Source organism: Streptomyces sp. NRRL S-118 (assembly GCF_000716335.1).
Classification (GTDB): Bacteria; Actinomycetota; Actinomycetes; order Streptomycetales; family Streptomycetaceae; genus Streptomyces.
On record NZ_KL591024.1, the window covers coordinates 47,108 to 63,742 of the forward strand.

Sequence of the window (16,635 nt, forward strand, 5' to 3'; positions counted from 1 at the left end):
GGGACGCCCGCACGGTCAAGGCGACGCCCCGGTGCCCGCCGTCACGGTGTAGTGCTGCGGATAGGGCATGCCCGCGTAGTCCAGGGCGCGTTCCGAACCGGGCAGCGGCCTGACACCCGGGCGCAGGAGCACCCGCCGCACCATCTCGCAGACGATCGCCCGGGCCGGGTACTTGCCCACGCAGTCGTGCGCCCCGTGGCCCAGCACCATGTTGTGCACGGGCGTCCGGTCGGGCCGGAAGGCGTACGGGTCCTCGACGACCGTCTCGTCGAACATCGCCGATGCCATGTGCGCGTGCACCACCGTGCCGGGCGTGAGGCGGGTTTCACGCGGTGTTCCGGCGGCCAGCACGTGCTCGCGCACGCAGAGCCGAGGTGTCGTCGGCACGAAGGGGTGGAAGCGCAGTGCCTCCCAGACGTAGCCGTCGAAGGGCGCGGTGTCGTCCTCGGCGGCCAGCCGCTCGGCGCGGGCCAGCTCCTCGGGGCGGGTCGCCAGCTCCTTGAGCGCGGTCGCCGCGCACTGGGTGGCGTTCTGCTGGTAACCGATCAGGAAGCCGACGAGCTGGTGGTTGATCCGCTCCTCGTCCAGCGGCCGGCCCGTACCCGGCGGGAGGGCCGTGCGCAGCATCCTGCCGAGGACGTCGTCCGGCACGTCCGGGGCAGTGTGCGCCGCGTCCCGGGCGGTGTCCCGTGAGGAGGCGCCGACGACCCGGCGGCGGATCACACCGGCCACGAGGTCGTGCAGTTCCTTCCCGGCCGCCACGCCGGCGGCGTGCACCTCGGGATCCCGGTCCGGATTGACGAACACCGCGCGCTGGACGCGCTGCGACAGGGTGTGCAGCGTCTCCTCGGCCACGTCCGTGAAGCCCAGGTACTCCCGGGCCACCCGTGCCGCGACCGGGGCGGCGTATTCCTGGACGTAGTCGAACGTCGTACGCCCTGCCGCGCGCGCCGTCGCGATCGCCCGGTCCAGGGCGTCGTCGGCGAGCCGGCCGGTGAGCCGGCGCACCGGGAGGACATCCTCCGCGGGCAGCATCAGCTGGGCGTGCGCGCGGTCGTGCCAGTGGACGTCGGCTCCGTCGCGGGCCAGCATGAACGGCCCGTGCAGCGCCTCCTCCAGGACCGGCCCGTACACACCGACCGTGAAGACGTCGGGTGTCGACAACACCTCCACCACATCGGGCATCCGGGTGACGAAGACCCCCACCGGTGTGGCGAACACCGGTCGGTCGGCGCGCAGTTCGCGCAGCAGGACCGGACCGTCGTCCTTCATGTGCTGTCGCAGCAGGGCCACGCGCCGCGCGGCGTCGGTCTGCGGGATCGCGTCGTACGCCGCGAGAAACTCCATGGCTCCACCCAGACGTGGCAGGGCGACGCGGACACGCGGTCGCCGACGGATTCCCCCTCATTACGGCACGGAGTCCTGCCGCCCGCACCACGACCGCGTCACCGGTGTGAATATGCGTGTGGCACACGGGTCCGGCCGCGTGCCGTCGGGCCTCCTCCTCCGGCGGCGCCTCAGCATGGGACCGGACCGAACCCGGCGACGACAGGAGGCCGCACACCATGCTGGGACCGGGCGAACCCCCCGGCGGCGCACCCAGCGCCGGCGGCGCACGCGCGGCCGCGACCGGTGGCGCGCGCTCCGGTACCCGCCGGGGCACCGGAGCGCTGCGGTGACGGCCGTCCACGAAGCCTCGGCGGACGGGCCCTCCACGGGGCCGGCGGGCACCGTCCCCGTCACCGGGGCGGAGTACACCGGCTACCTGGTCGGCATCATCGTGCTGCCCTTCGTGGTGCTCGCCGCGGCCCTGCCCGTCGCCTGGGGATGGGGTGTCGGCATCCTCGACGTGACACTCGGGATCGTCATGTACGTGATCTCGATCGCGGGCATCTCGACCGGCTACCACCGGCATTTCACCCACCAGTCCTTCAAGGCCGAGCGGCCGCTGCGCATCGCCCTGGCGCTGGCCGGCGGCATGGCGATGGAGGGCCCGGTCGCCCTCTGGGTCGCCGAGCACCGCCGCCACCACCAGTTCTCCGACCGGCCGGGCGACCCCCACTCGCCATGGGCGTTCGGCACCGGGCGCCGCGCTCTGCTGAAGGGCCTGTGGCACGCGCAGAGTCGGCTGGTTCGCCCGGCGGAAACGCGCGGACCTCGCCCACTACGCGCCCGACATCCTCGACGACCCCGACATCAGCAACGCCCGGATCGCCGACAGTTCCGCGAACAGGGGCGCCAGCGTCGACATGGCCCGCTCGGCGCCCTTGTCCTTCAGCAGCGCCCGCAGGGCGCGCAGCGCCTCCACGTCCCGGTCGCCCTCCACGGCGTCCATCAGGCGCCGCATCCCCGGGTCCCGCCCCGACTCCGGATGCTCGGTGAGCACCGCGGCGGCGCGAAGCCGCAGCGACGTCACGGCGACCCGGTTCGCCAGGCTCTCCCCACCGCAGACCTCGCCGGCCTGGCCCACGCGCTTCAGGACCCCTTCCGCGGCCCCGACCGCGAACCCCAGGCCCGACGGCCGGGTCAACGCCCGTACGAGCGACCACTGCGCCGCGAGACCGCTGCCCGGATACCGCACGCTCGACCGGGTGAACCCCGGGTGTGCCGCGCCGGCATGGTGGTGAGTCGCCATGACGGCCCTCGCAGAGACTGAAATCCGGGCCGACCGACTCGGCCTGCCCTGGGGACGATGATCGCGTCTCCCCCAGCGGTGCGCATCCGGGCCGGGCGGCGCAGGAGACTGATCCTTGCACCCGGTACGAGGACTCCCGCGGCTGCGGGCCGCCGGGGGACGATGCGGTCCGGGTCCCGCTCACGGGCGTCACGGCCGGGGACGGTACGTACCCGGGCCGTGTGGGGCACCCTCCCAGCGGGGTCGGCACGCGCCGGGGACGTACGAGCGCTGCTGCCGCGGTGGGGGGCAGCGGGCTCTGCCCCGGCTTGCACGTTTCGTGCGGAGCTGTGCGGCTACCTGTGTGATCGGCAAGCGATTCGGCGAACGCCCGCAGGAAGGAGCAGTGCCGATGTCGAACCCTCAACAGCCTGAATTGCGGCGCAGTGACAAGGGGGCCGGCACCCCGCAGGACAGCCAGGCCCGCAAGGCCGCACAGCCCGGTACCAAGGGCGGGGGCCGCGCCCACGGCACCGACCGCGGGGACAAGGGCGGGGGAAAGGGGGGCGGCACGCCTCCCGAGCAGCAACCCGACCACCCGGCCTGAACCGCCCGGCCCACCGCGGTGCACACACGCAAGGAGAAGTCGTGACCGTTCCCGAGGAGAACCGCCCCAGGACGACGTCCACCGACGATGTCATCGAGACGCGTGATGCGGGGACCTCCCATGAGCAGGACAACGGCGCCACCGGGCGCACCCTGCGCGAGGCGATGGAGGAGGCCGGACTCCGGCCGGACGACGTGCGGGCTGAAGGCTGAAGGCTGAAGGCTCAAGTCAGCGAGGCGGAAGTCAGACGGCTGACGCCCGAAGACTGACGCCCGTACCGGCTGTCGCCGGTCCTGAGGGCGGCTGGGGCAGCCAGGGGGGCGTACCGCGCACCCGCAGGAGCCCCGTCACGTGACGATCCCGGTCCCGCCGGGGCCGGGATCGTCGCGTCGCTCCGCTCCTCCGCCGATAGGAGCCCAGCGCAGCGGAGCAGCTGATTCCGGTGTCATGGGGCACGCTTCTGCAGCGGGTGATCATTGTCGTGATGGCGAGGTTCCAGGCGCTGAGCGGACGGACACGGGACCCTGTGCGACTGCACGCTGCTCGCCGCTGTCCTCGCGCACGCCCCGCTCCCCCGCCCCCACGGCTGCCTCGCTGCGCAACAGGATCACCGCAGCCCGTGAGTGCGTCCCACTGGTCGCAGTACCGGCACTCCCGTCCCGTCCCGGCCTGGTGCCCGCTACCAGTGCGGTGCAGGCCTGCCGAGGTGTGCGGGCTCCGTGCAGCGGTTCCTCGACGCCCCGTGAATCGAAAGGTCCACCGAAGCCGGCCGGCCTGGCTCGAAGTGCCCGCCGGACGCCACCCGCTGATCCAGCACCCCGGCGCCTTCCTCGATGGCTACGCTGACCACAGCGGCCCGTCACCAGTGGATCTCGGCGGCCGAAGCCGTGCACGCACGCACCACCCCCTGTTCGGCTGCGCCGACCCGGTGTGCCAGAACCGAGAGGTCACCGAGGAGACGAGCCTGACCATCGAGACCATCGGTGTCTACCTCGACCACTTCGACCACCACTCCGGCTCCGGGCTGGCCACCCGCCAGTTCAACTTCACCGCCACCCGCACCTCACCGACCGGGACGGTGCGGCTCACCGAACACGACGCCCATCTCCGGGCCGACGAGCATCAGCAGACCCGGACCTCTCCAACGCCGTCCAGGCCGTCCTCGCCACCTGGCCCACCACCAGGCTTCCTGAGCAACTTGCTTCCACCAGTGGACCGTTGTCGGCGGAGTGACCTCCGTCCGGCTCGATGGCCCGCAACGCCACCGGCCCGGCACGCGGACGACAAGCGACCGGCACGCGGACGATCGCGCAGCGCGCCGGCCTCCGGGCAGGTGGCCGACGAACTCCGAAGTGCCTCCGTACACTGGCGGACATGGCATGCCGCATCACTGAGCTGGTCCTCGACTGTGCCGACCCCGAACGGCTCGCCGCATTCTGGAGGGAGGTCCTCGGGTACGTGGAACTCGGCCGGGAGGACGACGGAAGCATCGAGATCGGGCCGCCCGACGCCGGCCCCGGCGGACCGCAGCCCACCCTCGTCCTCAGTCCCAGCAGCGCCCCGCGGACCGGGAAGCTGCGACTGCACATCGATGTCAACGCCACCGACCGCGACCAGGACGCCGAGCTGGAAAGGCTGCTCGCTCTCGGCGCCAGGCCCGTCGACGTCGGCCAGACTGGCGCCGAGACCTGGCACGTCCTGGCCGACCCGGAGGGCAACGAATTCTGCCTCCTGCGCACCCGGCTCCAGCCCCTCTAGGTTCAGTCGTCAAATGCACGCCCACATCAGGATTGATGCGAGGGTGACGGCTGCTGCGTAGGACTGGGCGGTCTTGTCGTAGGCGGGTGGCGATGCCACGCCATGCTTCAGGCGGTTGGAGCACCGCTCGACGACGTTGCGGTGCTTGTAGACCTCACGGTCGAAGGCGGGCGGGCGCCCTCCGTGGCTACCCCGCCGAGCCCGGTTGCGGGCCTGGTCGGCCCGCTCGGGGATCGTGTGCGGGATGCCGCGGTGGCGGAGCCAGGTGCGGATAGCTTTCGAGCTGTAGCCCTTGTCGCCCAGGACGTGACCGGGCCGGGTGCGGGGGCGTCCCGGTCCGATCCGGGCACCCGGATCGCCTCCATCACGGCGGTGAACCGGGTGCAGTCGTTGGTGTTGCCCCGCCGCCACGTCACCACCGACCCGCTGCCCCGGCGGATGATCCGCGGCAGGCGCTGCCCCTCTTCGTCATCGATCTCACGGACGCGCACTCGCTCAGCCACCAGCACAAGTTCCCTGCCGCGCGCTGCCGACGAGCGTCATTCCGTCGGCGTGCCGATCCGAAGCCGGTTGCCGTCAGGGTCGCGCAGCTCAATCTCACGCGCCCACGGAGCGTCCTTCGCCGGCACACCGAACTCGGAGGCGATGGCCTCGACATCACGAATGCGGAGGTAGACCAACGTGTCAGGGCGGGCATCTCCCTTGTGCTCCGACAAGAACAACCGCACCCCGCCCCGGGCGACCTCGACGAACGCGGGAAGTCCCGATTCGAAGCGGTGTTCCCACTGCATGGCGAAGCCCAGTCGCTCGTACCAAGTGACCGCCGCCGCAGCGTCCTCGACGCGAAGAATGGGAATGACTTCCTCGTCCATGGCGTCATCGTCGCAGACTGCCCAGGGCGAACGCTGCCTGATGCGGCACTAGGCAGTACGCCCCGCGCCGCGAGTACGTACCGGGGGTGTCACCCGCGCTCCGCCTGGCGGAGTGCGGGGGGTGCGAGGCCGGGGAAACGGCTCGCCGCGCCCCGGTTACGCCCGCGGAGCCGGAGCGCGCTCGGACCTGGACGCACCGGGGCCGGAGCCCGGACCGCGTGCGAGCCGGCTTCCGAAGGACGCCCCGAGGTCGCCCGCCATCCACCCGAACCCGCGCACCCGTGCCTGTACGGGCGGCCCGGACGGCGTCCTGATCTTTGTGGCTTCCGCCAGTACGGCGGTCCGCCGGGATGCGTAGAGACTGCCGAGCACAGGCCGCCGCGTGTCCCGGGGCCTGGGGGCCGAAGGCCACGAAGACGGCGTCACGCAAGGGAGGACGGCACAGGTGAGCACGCAGCAGTACGACGAAATCGGTGAGGCGTACGAGGGGTTCAAGGCACTGCCACTGGAGCAGTACGCGGTGGTGCCCAGTTTCCTGGCCCTGGTCGGGGACGTGAGCGGCAAGTCGGTCCTGGACCTCGCCTCCGGTACCGGCTTCTACAGCCGGGAGTTCAAGCGACGCGGCGCCACGGACGTGCTCGGGATCGACATCTCCGGCGAGATGGTCGCCGTGGCGCAGAAGCTGGAGGAGCACGACCCGCTGGGTGTGCGCTACGAGGTCGGCGACGTGTCCGCGCTGCGGACCTTCGAGCAGCCCTTCGACGTGGGCCTGGCGGTGCAACTGCTCAACTACGCACCGGACATCGCCACCACCGAGCTGATGTGCCGCAACATCCGCCGGAGCCTGAAGCCCGGCGCCGGGCTGTTCTTGCTCAACCAGTCGCCCGACTTCCGCTTCGACGGGCCGTCCCCGGACAAGTACGGCTTCCGCAGCGAGCTCACCGGCGAGGAGGTCGAGACCGGACCGCAGGTCCGGACCACGGCTCTGCTCGACCCGCCCGTCTCGTTCGTCGCCAACCGTCCACGCCGCGAGGTCTACGAGGACTGCCTGAAGGCGGCCGGATTCAGTGAGCTGACCTGGGTCCCGGTGGAGGTGTCCGAGGCCGGCGTACGCGAGTTCGGCGCGGACCACTGGGCGGATTTCCACGCCAACCCCCCTCTGGAGATGCTGCGCTGCCGCGCCTGACGCCCCACCGGGCGTTCCGGCGGCCCGGCCTGCGAGACGCGCCCGTGCGGAGGCGGCAGCGAGTCGGGACGGCGCCGGCACCGGCTTCGGCGCGGGACCGGACGACCGAGGCTCGAACGGTGGGGGGAGCAGCACTCACGCTGCTCCCCCACGTGGCGCCTGTACCGAGGCGGCGGGACGCCGGAGTCCGGCACCGGCCGGGCCCGGGGGCCTTCCGGCCGGTGCCGGATGCGTCGGCGAACTACGCGGTGACGCAGTCCCGTAGCGTCGGCCGCTCCCCCGGTCGTCCTGCACCGCGCCCCGCCACGGATCGCCGTCAGCGTCCCGTCTGGTCGCGTACCTCGGCGACGGTGTCCTGGCCCGTCCGGCGCAGGCCCTCAGCGGTGTCCTGACCGGCGGACCTCGCCTGCTCCTTGGTGGTGTCGGCGGCGTCCTTGGCCGTGGACTTCACGGACTCGACAGCCTGGGCGGCCGGCTCGCGGAGCTCTGCCTTGACCTCCTGCGCGGCCTGCACCGCCTGCTGCTTCACCGGCTCCAGCAGTTCGTCGGAGTGCTCGCGCACCCGCTGCCCGGCACGCTCCTCGGCGCTGGTGGTGGGCAGCAGTGCGGCGGTGAGCATGCCTGCTCCGAAGGCGATGAGGCCGGCGGCCAGCGGGCTGCCCTGGGTCTGCCGCTTCACCTGCGCGGGCGCATTCTGAAGGGCCTCCCCCGCCTGGCTGGTGGTCTCCTGCACCGTCCGCGCCGCGCTTGCCGCGGTGTCACTGGTGCTCTCGGCGATCCCGTGCGCGGACTGCGCCATCCCGCCGGCGGCGTCCCGGGTCGTACCCATCACCCGCTCCTTGATCCCGGTGAACCTGTTGCGGGCCGAACCCGCCTTGCGTCGTACGACCCTTCCGGGCGTCACCTTGTCGGCGAGGAGATCGACATTGCGTGCCAGGTGAGCTCGGCGGTACTCCACGTCGCTCCTCAGCTCCTGGGGTGTCGCGCCCATCGGGCGTCCTCCTTCAACGTCTCCATGGTCTGTTCGGGCTTGAGATTGACGGTGCGCAGTCGCTTGCGACCGGTCGAGTAGAGCACCGCGCCGACCACCGCCCACACAGCCGTGACGATGAGAGCCGCCCAGGCGATGTCCATCACGTTGCTCAGTGCGAAGATCACCGTGAAGCTGCCGAGCAGCAGCACCAGGTGTCCGGCGTACCCGGCTCCGCCGAGCATGCCCACGGCCTTGCCGGCCTTGGTCGACTCCTCCTTGATCTCCGCCTTGGCCAGTTCGATCTCGTCACGGACCAACTGGGACAGGTCTGCGCTGATGTCGCTGATCAGGTCACCGATGGACGTGTCCTGCGCGGTGGCAGGCGGCGGGGGCGGGGCCTGGACGTCCACCCCGTCCACCCTGTCGCGCTCGGATACGCGTGTGGTCACCGCCATCCTCCTTCTCCGGGCTGAGGCGTGGCCGGATAGGACGGCGTGGGGGGCACAGCGGGCGGCGGTGACGTAGGTGGAGTGACCGGCGGGGCGGGAGGCACCCCGACCGCGGGAGGCGCTCCGACCGCCCCTGCGGTACCAGTACCAGTACCGGCACCTGTCACGGGCGGCGAGGGCTGCGTCCGGTTCTCCTGCCCGGCTCCTGCCGAGGAGTCCGCCGAGCCGGCTGCGCTGATCCCCTTCCCGGCCCGCGCGACCACGAAGCCGGCCAGAGCCGCACCCGCGAGGAACACGCCTGGACGGCGGCGAGCGAAGTCCTGCAGGTCACCGACAAGACCTTCCGGGCCTTGCCGCTCCAGGCGGGCGGCCACCTGGTGTCCGCCGTCGGATATCTGCCGCACCACACCGCCGACACCGGAGTCCGGCTTGCCGTTCTCGCTCATCTCGCGCAACTCGTCGGAGAGCCGGCGAACGTTCTCTGCCAGTCGCTGCGTCTGCGTCTGCGCCTGGTCGCGGAGCTGGTCCCGGAGCTCTCCCACGAGATCGCGTGCCTGTGCACCGGCCTCGTGCGTCACACCGGCGACCTGCTCCTTTGCGGTACCGGCCACCTCCGCGGCCTTGCCACCGACCATTCCCGCGCTCTCGACCGCCTTGTCCTGGGCAGTTCGCGCCACCGCGCCAGGCGTGCTCTGTTCGCGGCGCCCCGAGTCCTCGAAGAATCCTCCAGAAAGGAAGGGAGTGCTCTTCTGCCGGTTCCGCGTACCCGGATTCAGGTAGGCAATCGCAGGAATATGCCGATTAAGCGGTTCTCTCCTCAGGATCAGCGTCCCGGGGTGAAGGGAGCGGTGGCCGACCCGAGCAGCCGGGGGCCGCCAGCGCCCTGTGGCCGGCTTCCACGCCGCACCTCACCGTTCGTAGCGATCGTTCACTCGCGTCGGCCGGTTTCGTCGCCCCGTACCAGGCGGCGAGCCATGCGAGTCACCTCGCGGCGTCCATCAGGTGGGGGCAGCCGGCGGGCCGGGCCATGGTCCAGCGGTGTCGTCCTTTTGGCCGCTCTGACATCTCCACGCTCTTGCGGGCGAAGCGATGCCGGATACCTCGCTGTGCCAGCCATTGGCGCAGGTGGCGGTACCGGGCCTTGCCGAAGCCCGGCAGCCGTCCGCCGCGTGAACCCGGGTGCAGGCGGGCGGCCTTGTGGTCCTGCTTCTCGGGAATCGCGTGTCGGATACCGCGTTTGCGGAGGTAGGCGCGGATCTCGCGGTTGCTGTATGCCTTGTCGGCGCTCACGGTCCGGCGTGCGACGGGAACGGCCGTGTCCCGCGCGCGGGACACGGATCTTGTCCATCACCGACTCGAACTGCGTGCAGTCCGCCCCTTGTCACGGCGTGCTCAGCAAGGACAGCGGGCGGCAGTGCCCTTCTCGGTAATGTGAATCTTGGTGGTCAGTCCGCCGCGTGACCGGCCGAGGGCTCCGTCCCCTCCGGGAGGCCGTCCAGCATCATGCTGGCCGACGGTCGCCGTCCTGGCCTTTGTCGGCCCCCTTTTGGAGGGCTCGGCGTCGCGGGCGGTGGGGTTCGAGGGGCTCCTGTGGCGTGCTGGCGAGCGCCTGCGGCGGTGGAGTCGACGTTGATGTTCCCGTCGATGCCGCCTTGGGTGTCGGCGGCGGACTGGACGTGCCGCAAGAGCCTCTCCCGGGTGCCGTCGGTCGACCACAGCAAGTGCCGCATGTGGATGGACTTCCACGGGCCTGCGTTGGGGCAGCCGTCAGACCCCCCGTCCCCCGGCTCAACATGGCCGGCGCCACGGTCTCCCTGCTCGCAGTGATACGGCTATTCGATGACCGCGGTGGCTTCGACCTCGACCAGGAGGTCGGGTTCCCCCAGTGCCGCAACGCCCAGAAGCGTGATCGGCTTGACCGGATCGATGCCGAGCTTCGCTGCCGCCCGGCCCACGCCCTCACCCAGCAGCGGCATCTTCTCGGGTCTCCAGTCGACGACGTAGATGGTCAGCTTCGCCACGTCATCGAAGGAACCGCCGATCCCGGCCAGAGCGGTGGCGACATTGAGATAGCACTGCTCGACCTGAGCGGCGAAGTCTCCGTCGCCCACGGGCCGGCCGTCGGCGTCGCGGGCGACCTGTCCCGCCAGGAACACCAGCTTCGATCCGGTGGCGACCGACAGCTGCCGGTAGGCCTCGGGCTTCGGCAACCCCGCGGGATTGACCAGCGTCACGGACATGAACGGCCTCTTCCTCTTGGCGTCAGGAGCAGCAAGATCAGCACTCATGAAAGCATAGCGGCGCTATGTATTGTGGAGCCATGGCGAGGACGAAAGATCCAGCGGTCCGCTCCCTGCTGCTCGACCAGGCCGCACACATGCTGCGGACGAGACAACCGGTCACACTCCGCACCCTGGTCGCCGGTACCGGGGTGTCAACGATGGCCGTCTACACCTACTTCGGCGGTATGGACGGCCTGTGGAAGGCTTTGCGGCAAGAGGGCTTCACCCGTCTGGCCGCCCAACTCGCAGCCGTCGAAGTGTCCGCGGACCCGGTACGAGACCTCGCCGCCCTGGGCGCCGCCTACCTGGCCAACGCCTTGGAGAATCCCGATCTCTACCGGGTCATGTTCGACGCGGGCTTCGACCTCGAAGACACCGGCGCCGCGGACGAAACCCTGGACCGCCTCGTCAGCGCCATCGACCGGGCCAAGACGAACAGCCGCTTCCGTGACGAGGTCGACCCGCTGGAACTGGCAACACAGAGCTGGACCATTGGCCACGGACTCGCCTCACTCGTCGCCACAGGCCCCCTGCCACACCAGGCACTCACTTACGGCGTGCCCATGCTGACCGCACTGTTCACCAGCGCAGGAGACGAACCCGGCCGATGCCGCCAGTCGGTCGAGCGCGGCTGGGGACGGATACTCCCAGCCACGCCCGGTTCTCGTGATCGGAGCGACAGGCCTTGACACAATGAGAGGGATCGCTGCTGATGACGGCGCCTACGGCAGGAGTTGAGCGTTCGGTCCCGCGTGGAGATATCGCCCGTGGATAGTGCCGGATGAGCTGTGGGGCCGCCTGAAGCCGCTGCTGCCGCAGCGCGCGAACGGCGCTTCCCGCACCCGGTCCGCAAGCCGTTGCCTGACCGGCTGTGTAGTGCGGGAGTGCGGAAGGCACGGCACTGGTCTTGGCACCTACCGGTGGGTGGTCGAGAGGACAGTTGCCTGGTTGCACGGCTTCCGACGTCCACGGATCCGCTGGGAACGGCGGGCCGACATCCACGAAGCGTTCCTCAGGCTCACCCGCTGCCTGATCACCCATCGAGAACGTGGCGCCTTGTGCCGGCCATGGGCGACTGACGAGCTTCCTCCGCTCACTGCAGCGGGTCCGACTCCAAGAAGGTACGCATCTCGATGGCAAGACTGCGCATGTCTTCTCCAGGAGCATGGATGGTCGTCGTCTCGAAACGCCACTCGTCGTCGGGGAGACGGTCGTGCAGCCCCCACGTCAACCGGACGTGTGATCCTGCGTGCTCGGCGGCCAGCGTCAAGTCGCCCTCAAGAGAGCGCCAGGTCCTGGTGCCGCTCCATCCTCGGAACCCCTCCGCCAGTTCGGCAAGGAAGACATCGAGGCCGTCACCGTCCCAGGTCCTCACCACGACCTCGATCCGCGCCGACTCACCTTGAGCTGTCACGAGGAAGTCGCGCATCAGGTCATCACGCACTTCCGGGAAGGAACGTGTCAGCTGGTGGAAGCGCAGGTTGATCGTTCGATACCGGTCACCCACGCGGACGACCGGGTTGATCTCGTCTTCCTCCATCACGTGTGCAGGCTACGGGCACGGGACTCCCTGTGACCAGTAGTTTTGTCCCTCCTGACACCGGTCTTCGGAGGAAGCCGAGCGCGGCTTTGACGTGGTCATTCCGTCACGAGCTGTAAGCCCGGGAAGCCATGGTGATGGTCCGTCAGGCGCTGGACGGCCACCATGCCGGGCACCTGGGCTGCCGGTGCGTTCTTTGCGCCGAGGAAACGTGCGACGCACTCGCCGGGGTCCAGGCTTCGTGTCCTTGCCTGGGTTCAGGCCTCTGGGGCGAGGCCTCAGGGGCCGGCCGAAGGCGGATCTGCTGGTGTCCGTGGTGCGGGCGGCACGGCGCGGTGGCCGCGCAGTGTCGCGACCGACCGCTCACCGCGGTCCGTCCCGCCCGGATCCAAGATCGATTGTCAGTGGTGGGTGAGAGGATCGAAGCATCGAGTCGGAAAAGGGGGAGCACTCATGTCCGGAAACCAGAACTACATCAATCACGTCGCTCTTGTGCTGGATGCCAGTTCGTCCATGTCGCACCTGAGCCGCAAGGTCATCGACGTCGCCGATCAGCAGATCGCCTATCTCGCCCGCCGGTCAGGGGAATTGGATCAGGAAACACGCGTCACGGTGTACGTCTTCGCAGAGAAGGTGGAGTGCGTCATCTACGACAAGGACGTGCTGCGCATGCCGTCCTTGAAGGAGCTGTACCGGGTCGGCGGAATGACGGCGCTGCTGGCGGCCACGCTGAAATCGCAGCGCGAGCTGGCGCAGACAGCTCAGCTGTACGGAGACCACAGCTTCCTGACGTTCGTTCTGACCGACGGCCAGGAGAACGCGAGTCATCGCTGCCCGGATGCCCCCGTCAGGGACCAGCGTGAACTGGTGCAGGCCGTGGCCAAGATGATCGAGACTCAGGAGGACAACTGGACGCTGGCCGTCCTCGTGCCGGACCAGATGGGCAAGCGTGAAGCCATGCAGTACGGCTTCCCGAAGGACAACATCGCCATCTGGGACGCCACGAGCACGCAGGGTCTGGAGGAGGCCGGGCAGGTCATCCAGGAGGCCACCGAAAAGTTCATGGTGGGCCGCACCAAGGGTATCCGGGGATCGCGGGCGGTGTTCTCCACGGGTGCCGAGGTGGTCAATAAAGACACCATCAAGGCAGCCGGCCTCACTCCGGTGGATCCGTCCGAGTACCAGCTGATTCCCGTGGATCGCGCAGCGGCGATACGGGAGTGGGTCACCGAATGCGGGCACACCTACCGCACCGGTTGTGCGTTCTATCAGCTGAGCAAGTCGGAGAAAATCCAGGCGCGCAAGCAGATCGCGGTGCTGGAGAAGAAGACGGACCGCGTGTACACCGGCCCGGAGGCCCGTGCCCTGCTGGGTTTGCCGGACACGGAAGTCCGCGTCAAGCCGGACCACAACGACGAATTCACGATCTTCGTACAGAGCACCAGCGTGAACCGGAAGCTCGTACCGCAGACGCGGCTGCTGCTGATGAACTGAGCTTTGCAACCCCCGTCGGCGGTTCAGACGCCGCCACCCAAAACCGCCTGCGTGGCCGGGAGCCTTCCGCGGCCCCATGGGAGCCTCGCGGGGCAAAGCCACTCAGGCGGTGCGGTCCGGTGGGCGCGGGGGGGGGCCACCCGGACCGACGGGCGCCGAGCGAGGGCGTGAGCGGTCGGCGACTGGGCCGCTGGCCGACTTGCCACACGGACGCTGCGCCCTCCCCTCAAAGGGGGGCGGGTCGCCACACGGGGGCCGGTCGCCGCACAGGGGGGGCAGGTCGCCGCACGGGGGGCGGGTCGTCGCACACCGGCTCCGCACCGGGCCCCGTCTCCGCACCGGGACAGCGGCGAGGCGCGGCGGCAGTAGCTCAGCACGAGCACGGGCCGCCACCACCGGCCCCGCTGCGTGCCGCGCCGGACGGTCGGCCGCGGCGCACTGGGCCAGGCAGCCGCCGTCACCCTCTCGACGAGCCGACCCACAGGAGGCGGTCGACCACGTCGTTCGCCCAGCCCGGACCAGGGAGCCACAAGAATGCCGCCGAGGCCCCTTGGCCTTGCCCGGCGGGCCGCGGCGTTCCGCCCGGGACCGCCTGGACCGCCTGGACCGCCTGGCGGGCGAAGCGCTGCTCGACGTCGTCCACGAACGGCGCAGCGGCCCTGCGGTCGCGACCGCCCTCACTCGGTGCTGACACGCGATCACCCCGGCCCGGGCGCACCCGCCTGGGTGGCCCCCGGCGCCAGCCCAGCAGCAGGCCGGGCAGCGGGCGCCGGTCGCCGCCGGGCGCCCCGCCCCGTCCGTACCGGCCCGCGTCCGGCGTCGTCATCGAAGCAGAGCGCTTCGCCTGATCCGCAAGCCCCACCGGTACAACACCTGTGCAGCGTCGGCCACTTGGTGGGGCGGGACGGCTCCGGCGGCAGCACGGCAGTCGGGAGGAGGCCGCGGCGGGAAGGAGGTTAGGCTCGCTGACCGCTGCATTCCGACCAAGGAGCAAGAACCATGCGCAGTGCCGCAGTGACCGCGGGGAACGACCGCATACGCTGGGTCGAACTTCCCGGGCGCGAGCCGACCCGGGTCTACGTCCACGGCTTGGGTGCCACATCCCCTGCCTACTTCACCCAGGTCGCCGTCGACCCGCGCCTCAGTGGCCACCGCTCACTGCTGATCGACCTGCTCGGCCACGGCCACAGCGACCGGCCCACCGGCTTCGACTACACCCTGGAATCCCACGCCGAAGCCCTCGCCGCCGCCCTGCGGTCCGCCGACGTCGGCCACGCCGAGGTGATCGCCCACAGCATGGGCGGATCGGTGGCCATCGTGCTGGCCTCCCGTCATCCCGGCCTGGTCTCCCGGCTCGTCCTCATCGACTCCAACCTCGACCCCATCCCGCCCGACGCCGCCGCCCTCGGAAGCAGTGGCATCGCCGCCCATACCGAGGAGGAATTCCTCGCCGGGGGCTGGGAATCCGTCCGCGACCGCGTCGGCGCTCACTGGTGGTCCACCATGCGGCTGGCCGGCCGCGAGGCGCTGTACCGCAGCGCCGTCAACCTGGCCCGCGGCACGGTGCCCACCATGCGCGAACTCCTCATCGGCCTGAAGATCCCGCGTACGTACATGCTCCCGGAAGCCGACGGCCCGCTGCCCGGCGCCGATGCGCTCGCCGAGGCCGGTGTCAGTGTCGTCCGCATCCCCGACTGCGGTCACAACATCATGCTGGACAATCCCGAGGCCTTCGTCCGGGCGACCGAGGAGGCGCTCGCAGGCCCGGTTCCGGCGGAGCGGGGCGCGTGAGCCGAACCGGCACCGGGCCAAGCGGGCGGGGTGGGCGCCCACCACCCGGCGGCGTGGGAGCAGGCGGCGGAGCGGCTGCGCACCGGCCCGGCGCCACGGCAGACTGAAGAGCGGCCGGGCGGGCCGGAACGGCGCAGCCGCTCGGCCGCCGACGGACATGGGTGCACCGGCGGCTCGCGCGGCGATCTTGCTCACCCCCCACGGCCACTCCCACTGTGGGCGGACACACGACGACGGTGGAGAGGAGCGGGTGGGTGGACGCGTCGACAGCCCTTCTGGTGGAGGAGCTCTCGGCCGGCCTGCGCGGGGCCGGTGACCCACGGACCGCGGAGAGCACCAAGCGGTATCTCAAGAGCGATCTACAGCACCACGGGGTGAGGATGCCGGTCATCCGCCGGCTGGTGGCCGACACCGTCCGGGCCCATGGCCCGCTCGATCGTCCGCACCTCGTGTCCTGCGCCCGCGCCCTGTGGCGCCCCGAAGTGTACGAGTCCCGGATGGCTGCCGCGATCCTGCTGGAACGGCATGTCCGTGTTCTGGAGGCGGAGGACACGGCACTCCTGGAGGACTTGCTGCGCGACAGCCGCACCTGGGCCCTGGTCGACCTGCTCGCCGGATCGGTCGCGGGCCGGCTGCTGCTGCGGAAACCCGCCGTGGTGGACACCTACCTGCGCTGGGCCGCTGAGGACCACCAGTGGATCCGGAGGTCCGGCATCCTCGCCTTCCTCGTCCCCCTGGGTGACCAGGACGGGTTTCCCCGCTACTGGCACGTCTTCACCGCGTCGGCCGACCCACTCCTGGAAGACCCCCGGTTCTTCGTCCGCAAGGCCCTGGGATGGGTGCTGCGGCAGGCGAGCAGGAAGCACCCCGACGAGGTGTACGGCTGGTTCCTGCCGCGCGCCGGCCGCTCCTCCGGTGTGACGGTCCGGGAGGCCGTCCGTCATCTCGACGCCGCGCGACGGGATGCGATCCTGACCGCATCCCGGCAGGGAGGCGGCGCCACGCCCTGACCTGGCGCGCCCACAACTCCGGGGGCAGCAGGCCCGGCCCGTCATACGGCCGGACGGCC

Annotated in this window: 18 protein-coding genes and 2 pseudogenes; 9 read left to right on the top strand and 11 right to left on the bottom strand. The window is 70.6% G+C overall.

What is annotated here, in order from left to right; translation table 11 throughout:
* Positions 1–15 precede the first annotated feature (15 nt).
* Positions 16–1,347 (bottom strand): cytochrome P450, encoded by a 1,332-nt coding sequence (locus tag IH00_RS0129975; RefSeq protein WP_052411728.1) that lies wholly within the window; start codon positions 1,345–1,347, stop codon positions 16–18.
* Between the two features lie 817 nt (positions 1,348–2,164).
* Positions 2,165–2,635, bottom strand: coding sequence for a hypothetical protein (locus IH00_RS42960; RefSeq protein ID WP_031079072.1), 471 nt, complete (start codon positions 2,633–2,635; stop codon positions 2,165–2,167).
* A 391-nt stretch (positions 2,636–3,026) separates the two neighbouring features.
* On the opposite strand from IH00_RS42960, the gene IH00_RS0129995 reads away from it, so the two are divergent.
* Positions 3,027–3,221: a hypothetical protein gene (locus IH00_RS0129995; protein ID WP_031079075.1), complete on the top strand. Its 195-nt coding sequence runs from the start codon at positions 3,027–3,029 to the stop codon at positions 3,219–3,221.
* A gap of 41 nt (positions 3,222–3,262) precedes the next feature.
* The gene (locus IH00_RS43500; RefSeq protein ID WP_199819836.1) at positions 3,263–3,433 is read left to right on the top strand and encodes a hypothetical protein; all 171 of its coding nucleotides are present in this window, start codon (positions 3,263–3,265) and stop codon (positions 3,431–3,433) included.
* Between the two features lie 647 nt (positions 3,434–4,080).
* On the opposite strand, the gene IH00_RS42965 is transcribed toward IH00_RS43500, so the two are convergent.
* Positions 4,081–4,233, bottom strand: a complete 153-nt coding sequence (locus IH00_RS42965; protein WP_158827997.1) for a hypothetical protein — start codon at positions 4,231–4,233, stop codon at positions 4,081–4,083.
* A gap of 362 nt (positions 4,234–4,595) precedes the next feature.
* Between IH00_RS42965 and IH00_RS0130010 the strand changes: the two genes are divergently transcribed.
* A complete protein-coding gene (locus tag IH00_RS0130010; protein WP_031079077.1) occupies positions 4,596–4,979 on the top strand; it encodes a VOC family protein in 384 nt (127 codons plus the stop codon).
* 9 nt (positions 4,980–4,988) lie between these two features.
* Here IH00_RS0130010 and IH00_RS40725 read toward each other — a convergent pair whose 3' ends face one another.
* Positions 4,989–5,390: a transposase gene (locus IH00_RS40725; RefSeq protein ID WP_078888030.1), complete on the bottom strand. Its 402-nt coding sequence runs from the start codon at positions 5,388–5,390 to the stop codon at positions 4,989–4,991.
* Between the two features lie 128 nt (positions 5,391–5,518).
* Positions 5,519–5,851, bottom strand: a complete 333-nt coding sequence (locus tag IH00_RS0130015; protein WP_031079079.1) for a glyoxalase superfamily protein — start codon at positions 5,849–5,851, stop codon at positions 5,519–5,521.
* A gap of 445 nt (positions 5,852–6,296) precedes the next feature.
* Between IH00_RS0130015 and IH00_RS0130020 the strand changes: the two genes are divergently transcribed.
* On the top strand, positions 6,297–7,037 hold the full coding sequence (locus IH00_RS0130020) for a class I SAM-dependent methyltransferase (RefSeq protein ID WP_031079081.1): 741 nt from the start codon (positions 6,297–6,299) through the stop codon (positions 7,035–7,037).
* A 316-nt stretch (positions 7,038–7,353) separates the two neighbouring features.
* Here IH00_RS0130020 and IH00_RS0130025 read toward each other — a convergent pair whose 3' ends face one another.
* From IH00_RS0130025 to IH00_RS0130040, 5 genes and pseudogenes are all read right to left on the bottom strand, one after another.
* The gene (locus IH00_RS0130025) at positions 7,354–8,028 is read right to left on the bottom strand and encodes a DUF3618 domain-containing protein (RefSeq protein ID WP_031079082.1); all 675 of its coding nucleotides are present in this window, start codon (positions 8,026–8,028) and stop codon (positions 7,354–7,356) included.
* Entirely contained in the window at positions 8,004–8,459 is a 456-nt protein-coding gene (locus IH00_RS0130030) for a phage holin family protein (RefSeq protein ID WP_234335008.1), read from the bottom strand. The genes IH00_RS0130025 and IH00_RS0130030 overlap by 25 nt, the downstream gene beginning before the upstream one ends.
* Before the next feature lie 981 nt (positions 8,460–9,440).
* Positions 9,441–9,749, bottom strand: a complete 309-nt coding sequence (locus tag IH00_RS45530) for a hypothetical protein (RefSeq protein WP_158827999.1) — start codon at positions 9,747–9,749, stop codon at positions 9,441–9,443.
* 108 nt (positions 9,750–9,857) lie between these two features.
* Positions 9,858–9,968: pseudogene (locus tag IH00_RS44415) on the bottom strand (IS5/IS1182 family transposase); the annotation flags it as partial.
* 323 nt (positions 9,969–10,291) lie between these two features.
* Positions 10,292–10,699 carry a RidA family protein gene (locus IH00_RS0130040; RefSeq protein WP_031079087.1) on the bottom strand — a complete coding sequence of 136 codons (408 nt, stop codon included), beginning with the start codon at positions 10,697–10,699 and terminating at the stop codon, positions 10,292–10,294.
* An 80-nt stretch (positions 10,700–10,779) separates the two neighbouring features.
* On the opposite strand from IH00_RS0130040, the gene IH00_RS0130045 reads away from it, so the two are divergent.
* Together IH00_RS0130045 and IH00_RS40740 are read left to right on the top strand one after the other, a co-directional pair.
* Complete coding sequence (locus IH00_RS0130045; RefSeq protein WP_052411730.1) at positions 10,780–11,430, top strand: TetR/AcrR family transcriptional regulator; 651 nt, start codon at positions 10,780–10,782, stop codon at positions 11,428–11,430.
* 205 nt (positions 11,431–11,635) lie between these two features.
* Positions 11,636–11,776, top strand: a pseudogene (locus IH00_RS40740) (transposase); the annotation flags it as partial.
* Between the two features lie 58 nt (positions 11,777–11,834).
* On the opposite strand, the gene IH00_RS0130050 reads toward IH00_RS40740, so the two are convergent.
* The gene (locus tag IH00_RS0130050) at positions 11,835–12,281 is read right to left on the bottom strand and encodes a DUF6228 family protein (protein ID WP_420710939.1); all 447 of its coding nucleotides are present in this window, start codon (positions 12,279–12,281) and stop codon (positions 11,835–11,837) included.
* A gap of 453 nt (positions 12,282–12,734) precedes the next feature.
* On the opposite strand from IH00_RS0130050, the gene IH00_RS0130055 reads away from it, so the two are divergent.
* From IH00_RS0130055 to IH00_RS0130070, 3 genes are all read left to right on the top strand, one after another.
* On the top strand, positions 12,735–13,775 hold the full coding sequence (locus IH00_RS0130055) for a vWA domain-containing protein (RefSeq protein WP_031079091.1): 1,041 nt from the start codon (positions 12,735–12,737) through the stop codon (positions 13,773–13,775).
* A gap of 999 nt (positions 13,776–14,774) precedes the next feature.
* Positions 14,775–15,566, top strand: coding sequence for an alpha/beta fold hydrolase (locus IH00_RS0130065; RefSeq protein WP_031079093.1), 792 nt, complete (start codon positions 14,775–14,777; stop codon positions 15,564–15,566).
* A 254-nt stretch (positions 15,567–15,820) separates the two neighbouring features.
* A complete protein-coding gene (locus IH00_RS0130070; protein WP_039947564.1) occupies positions 15,821–16,576 on the top strand; it encodes a DNA alkylation repair protein in 756 nt (251 codons plus the stop codon).
* Positions 16,577–16,635: the final 59 nt, after the last annotated feature.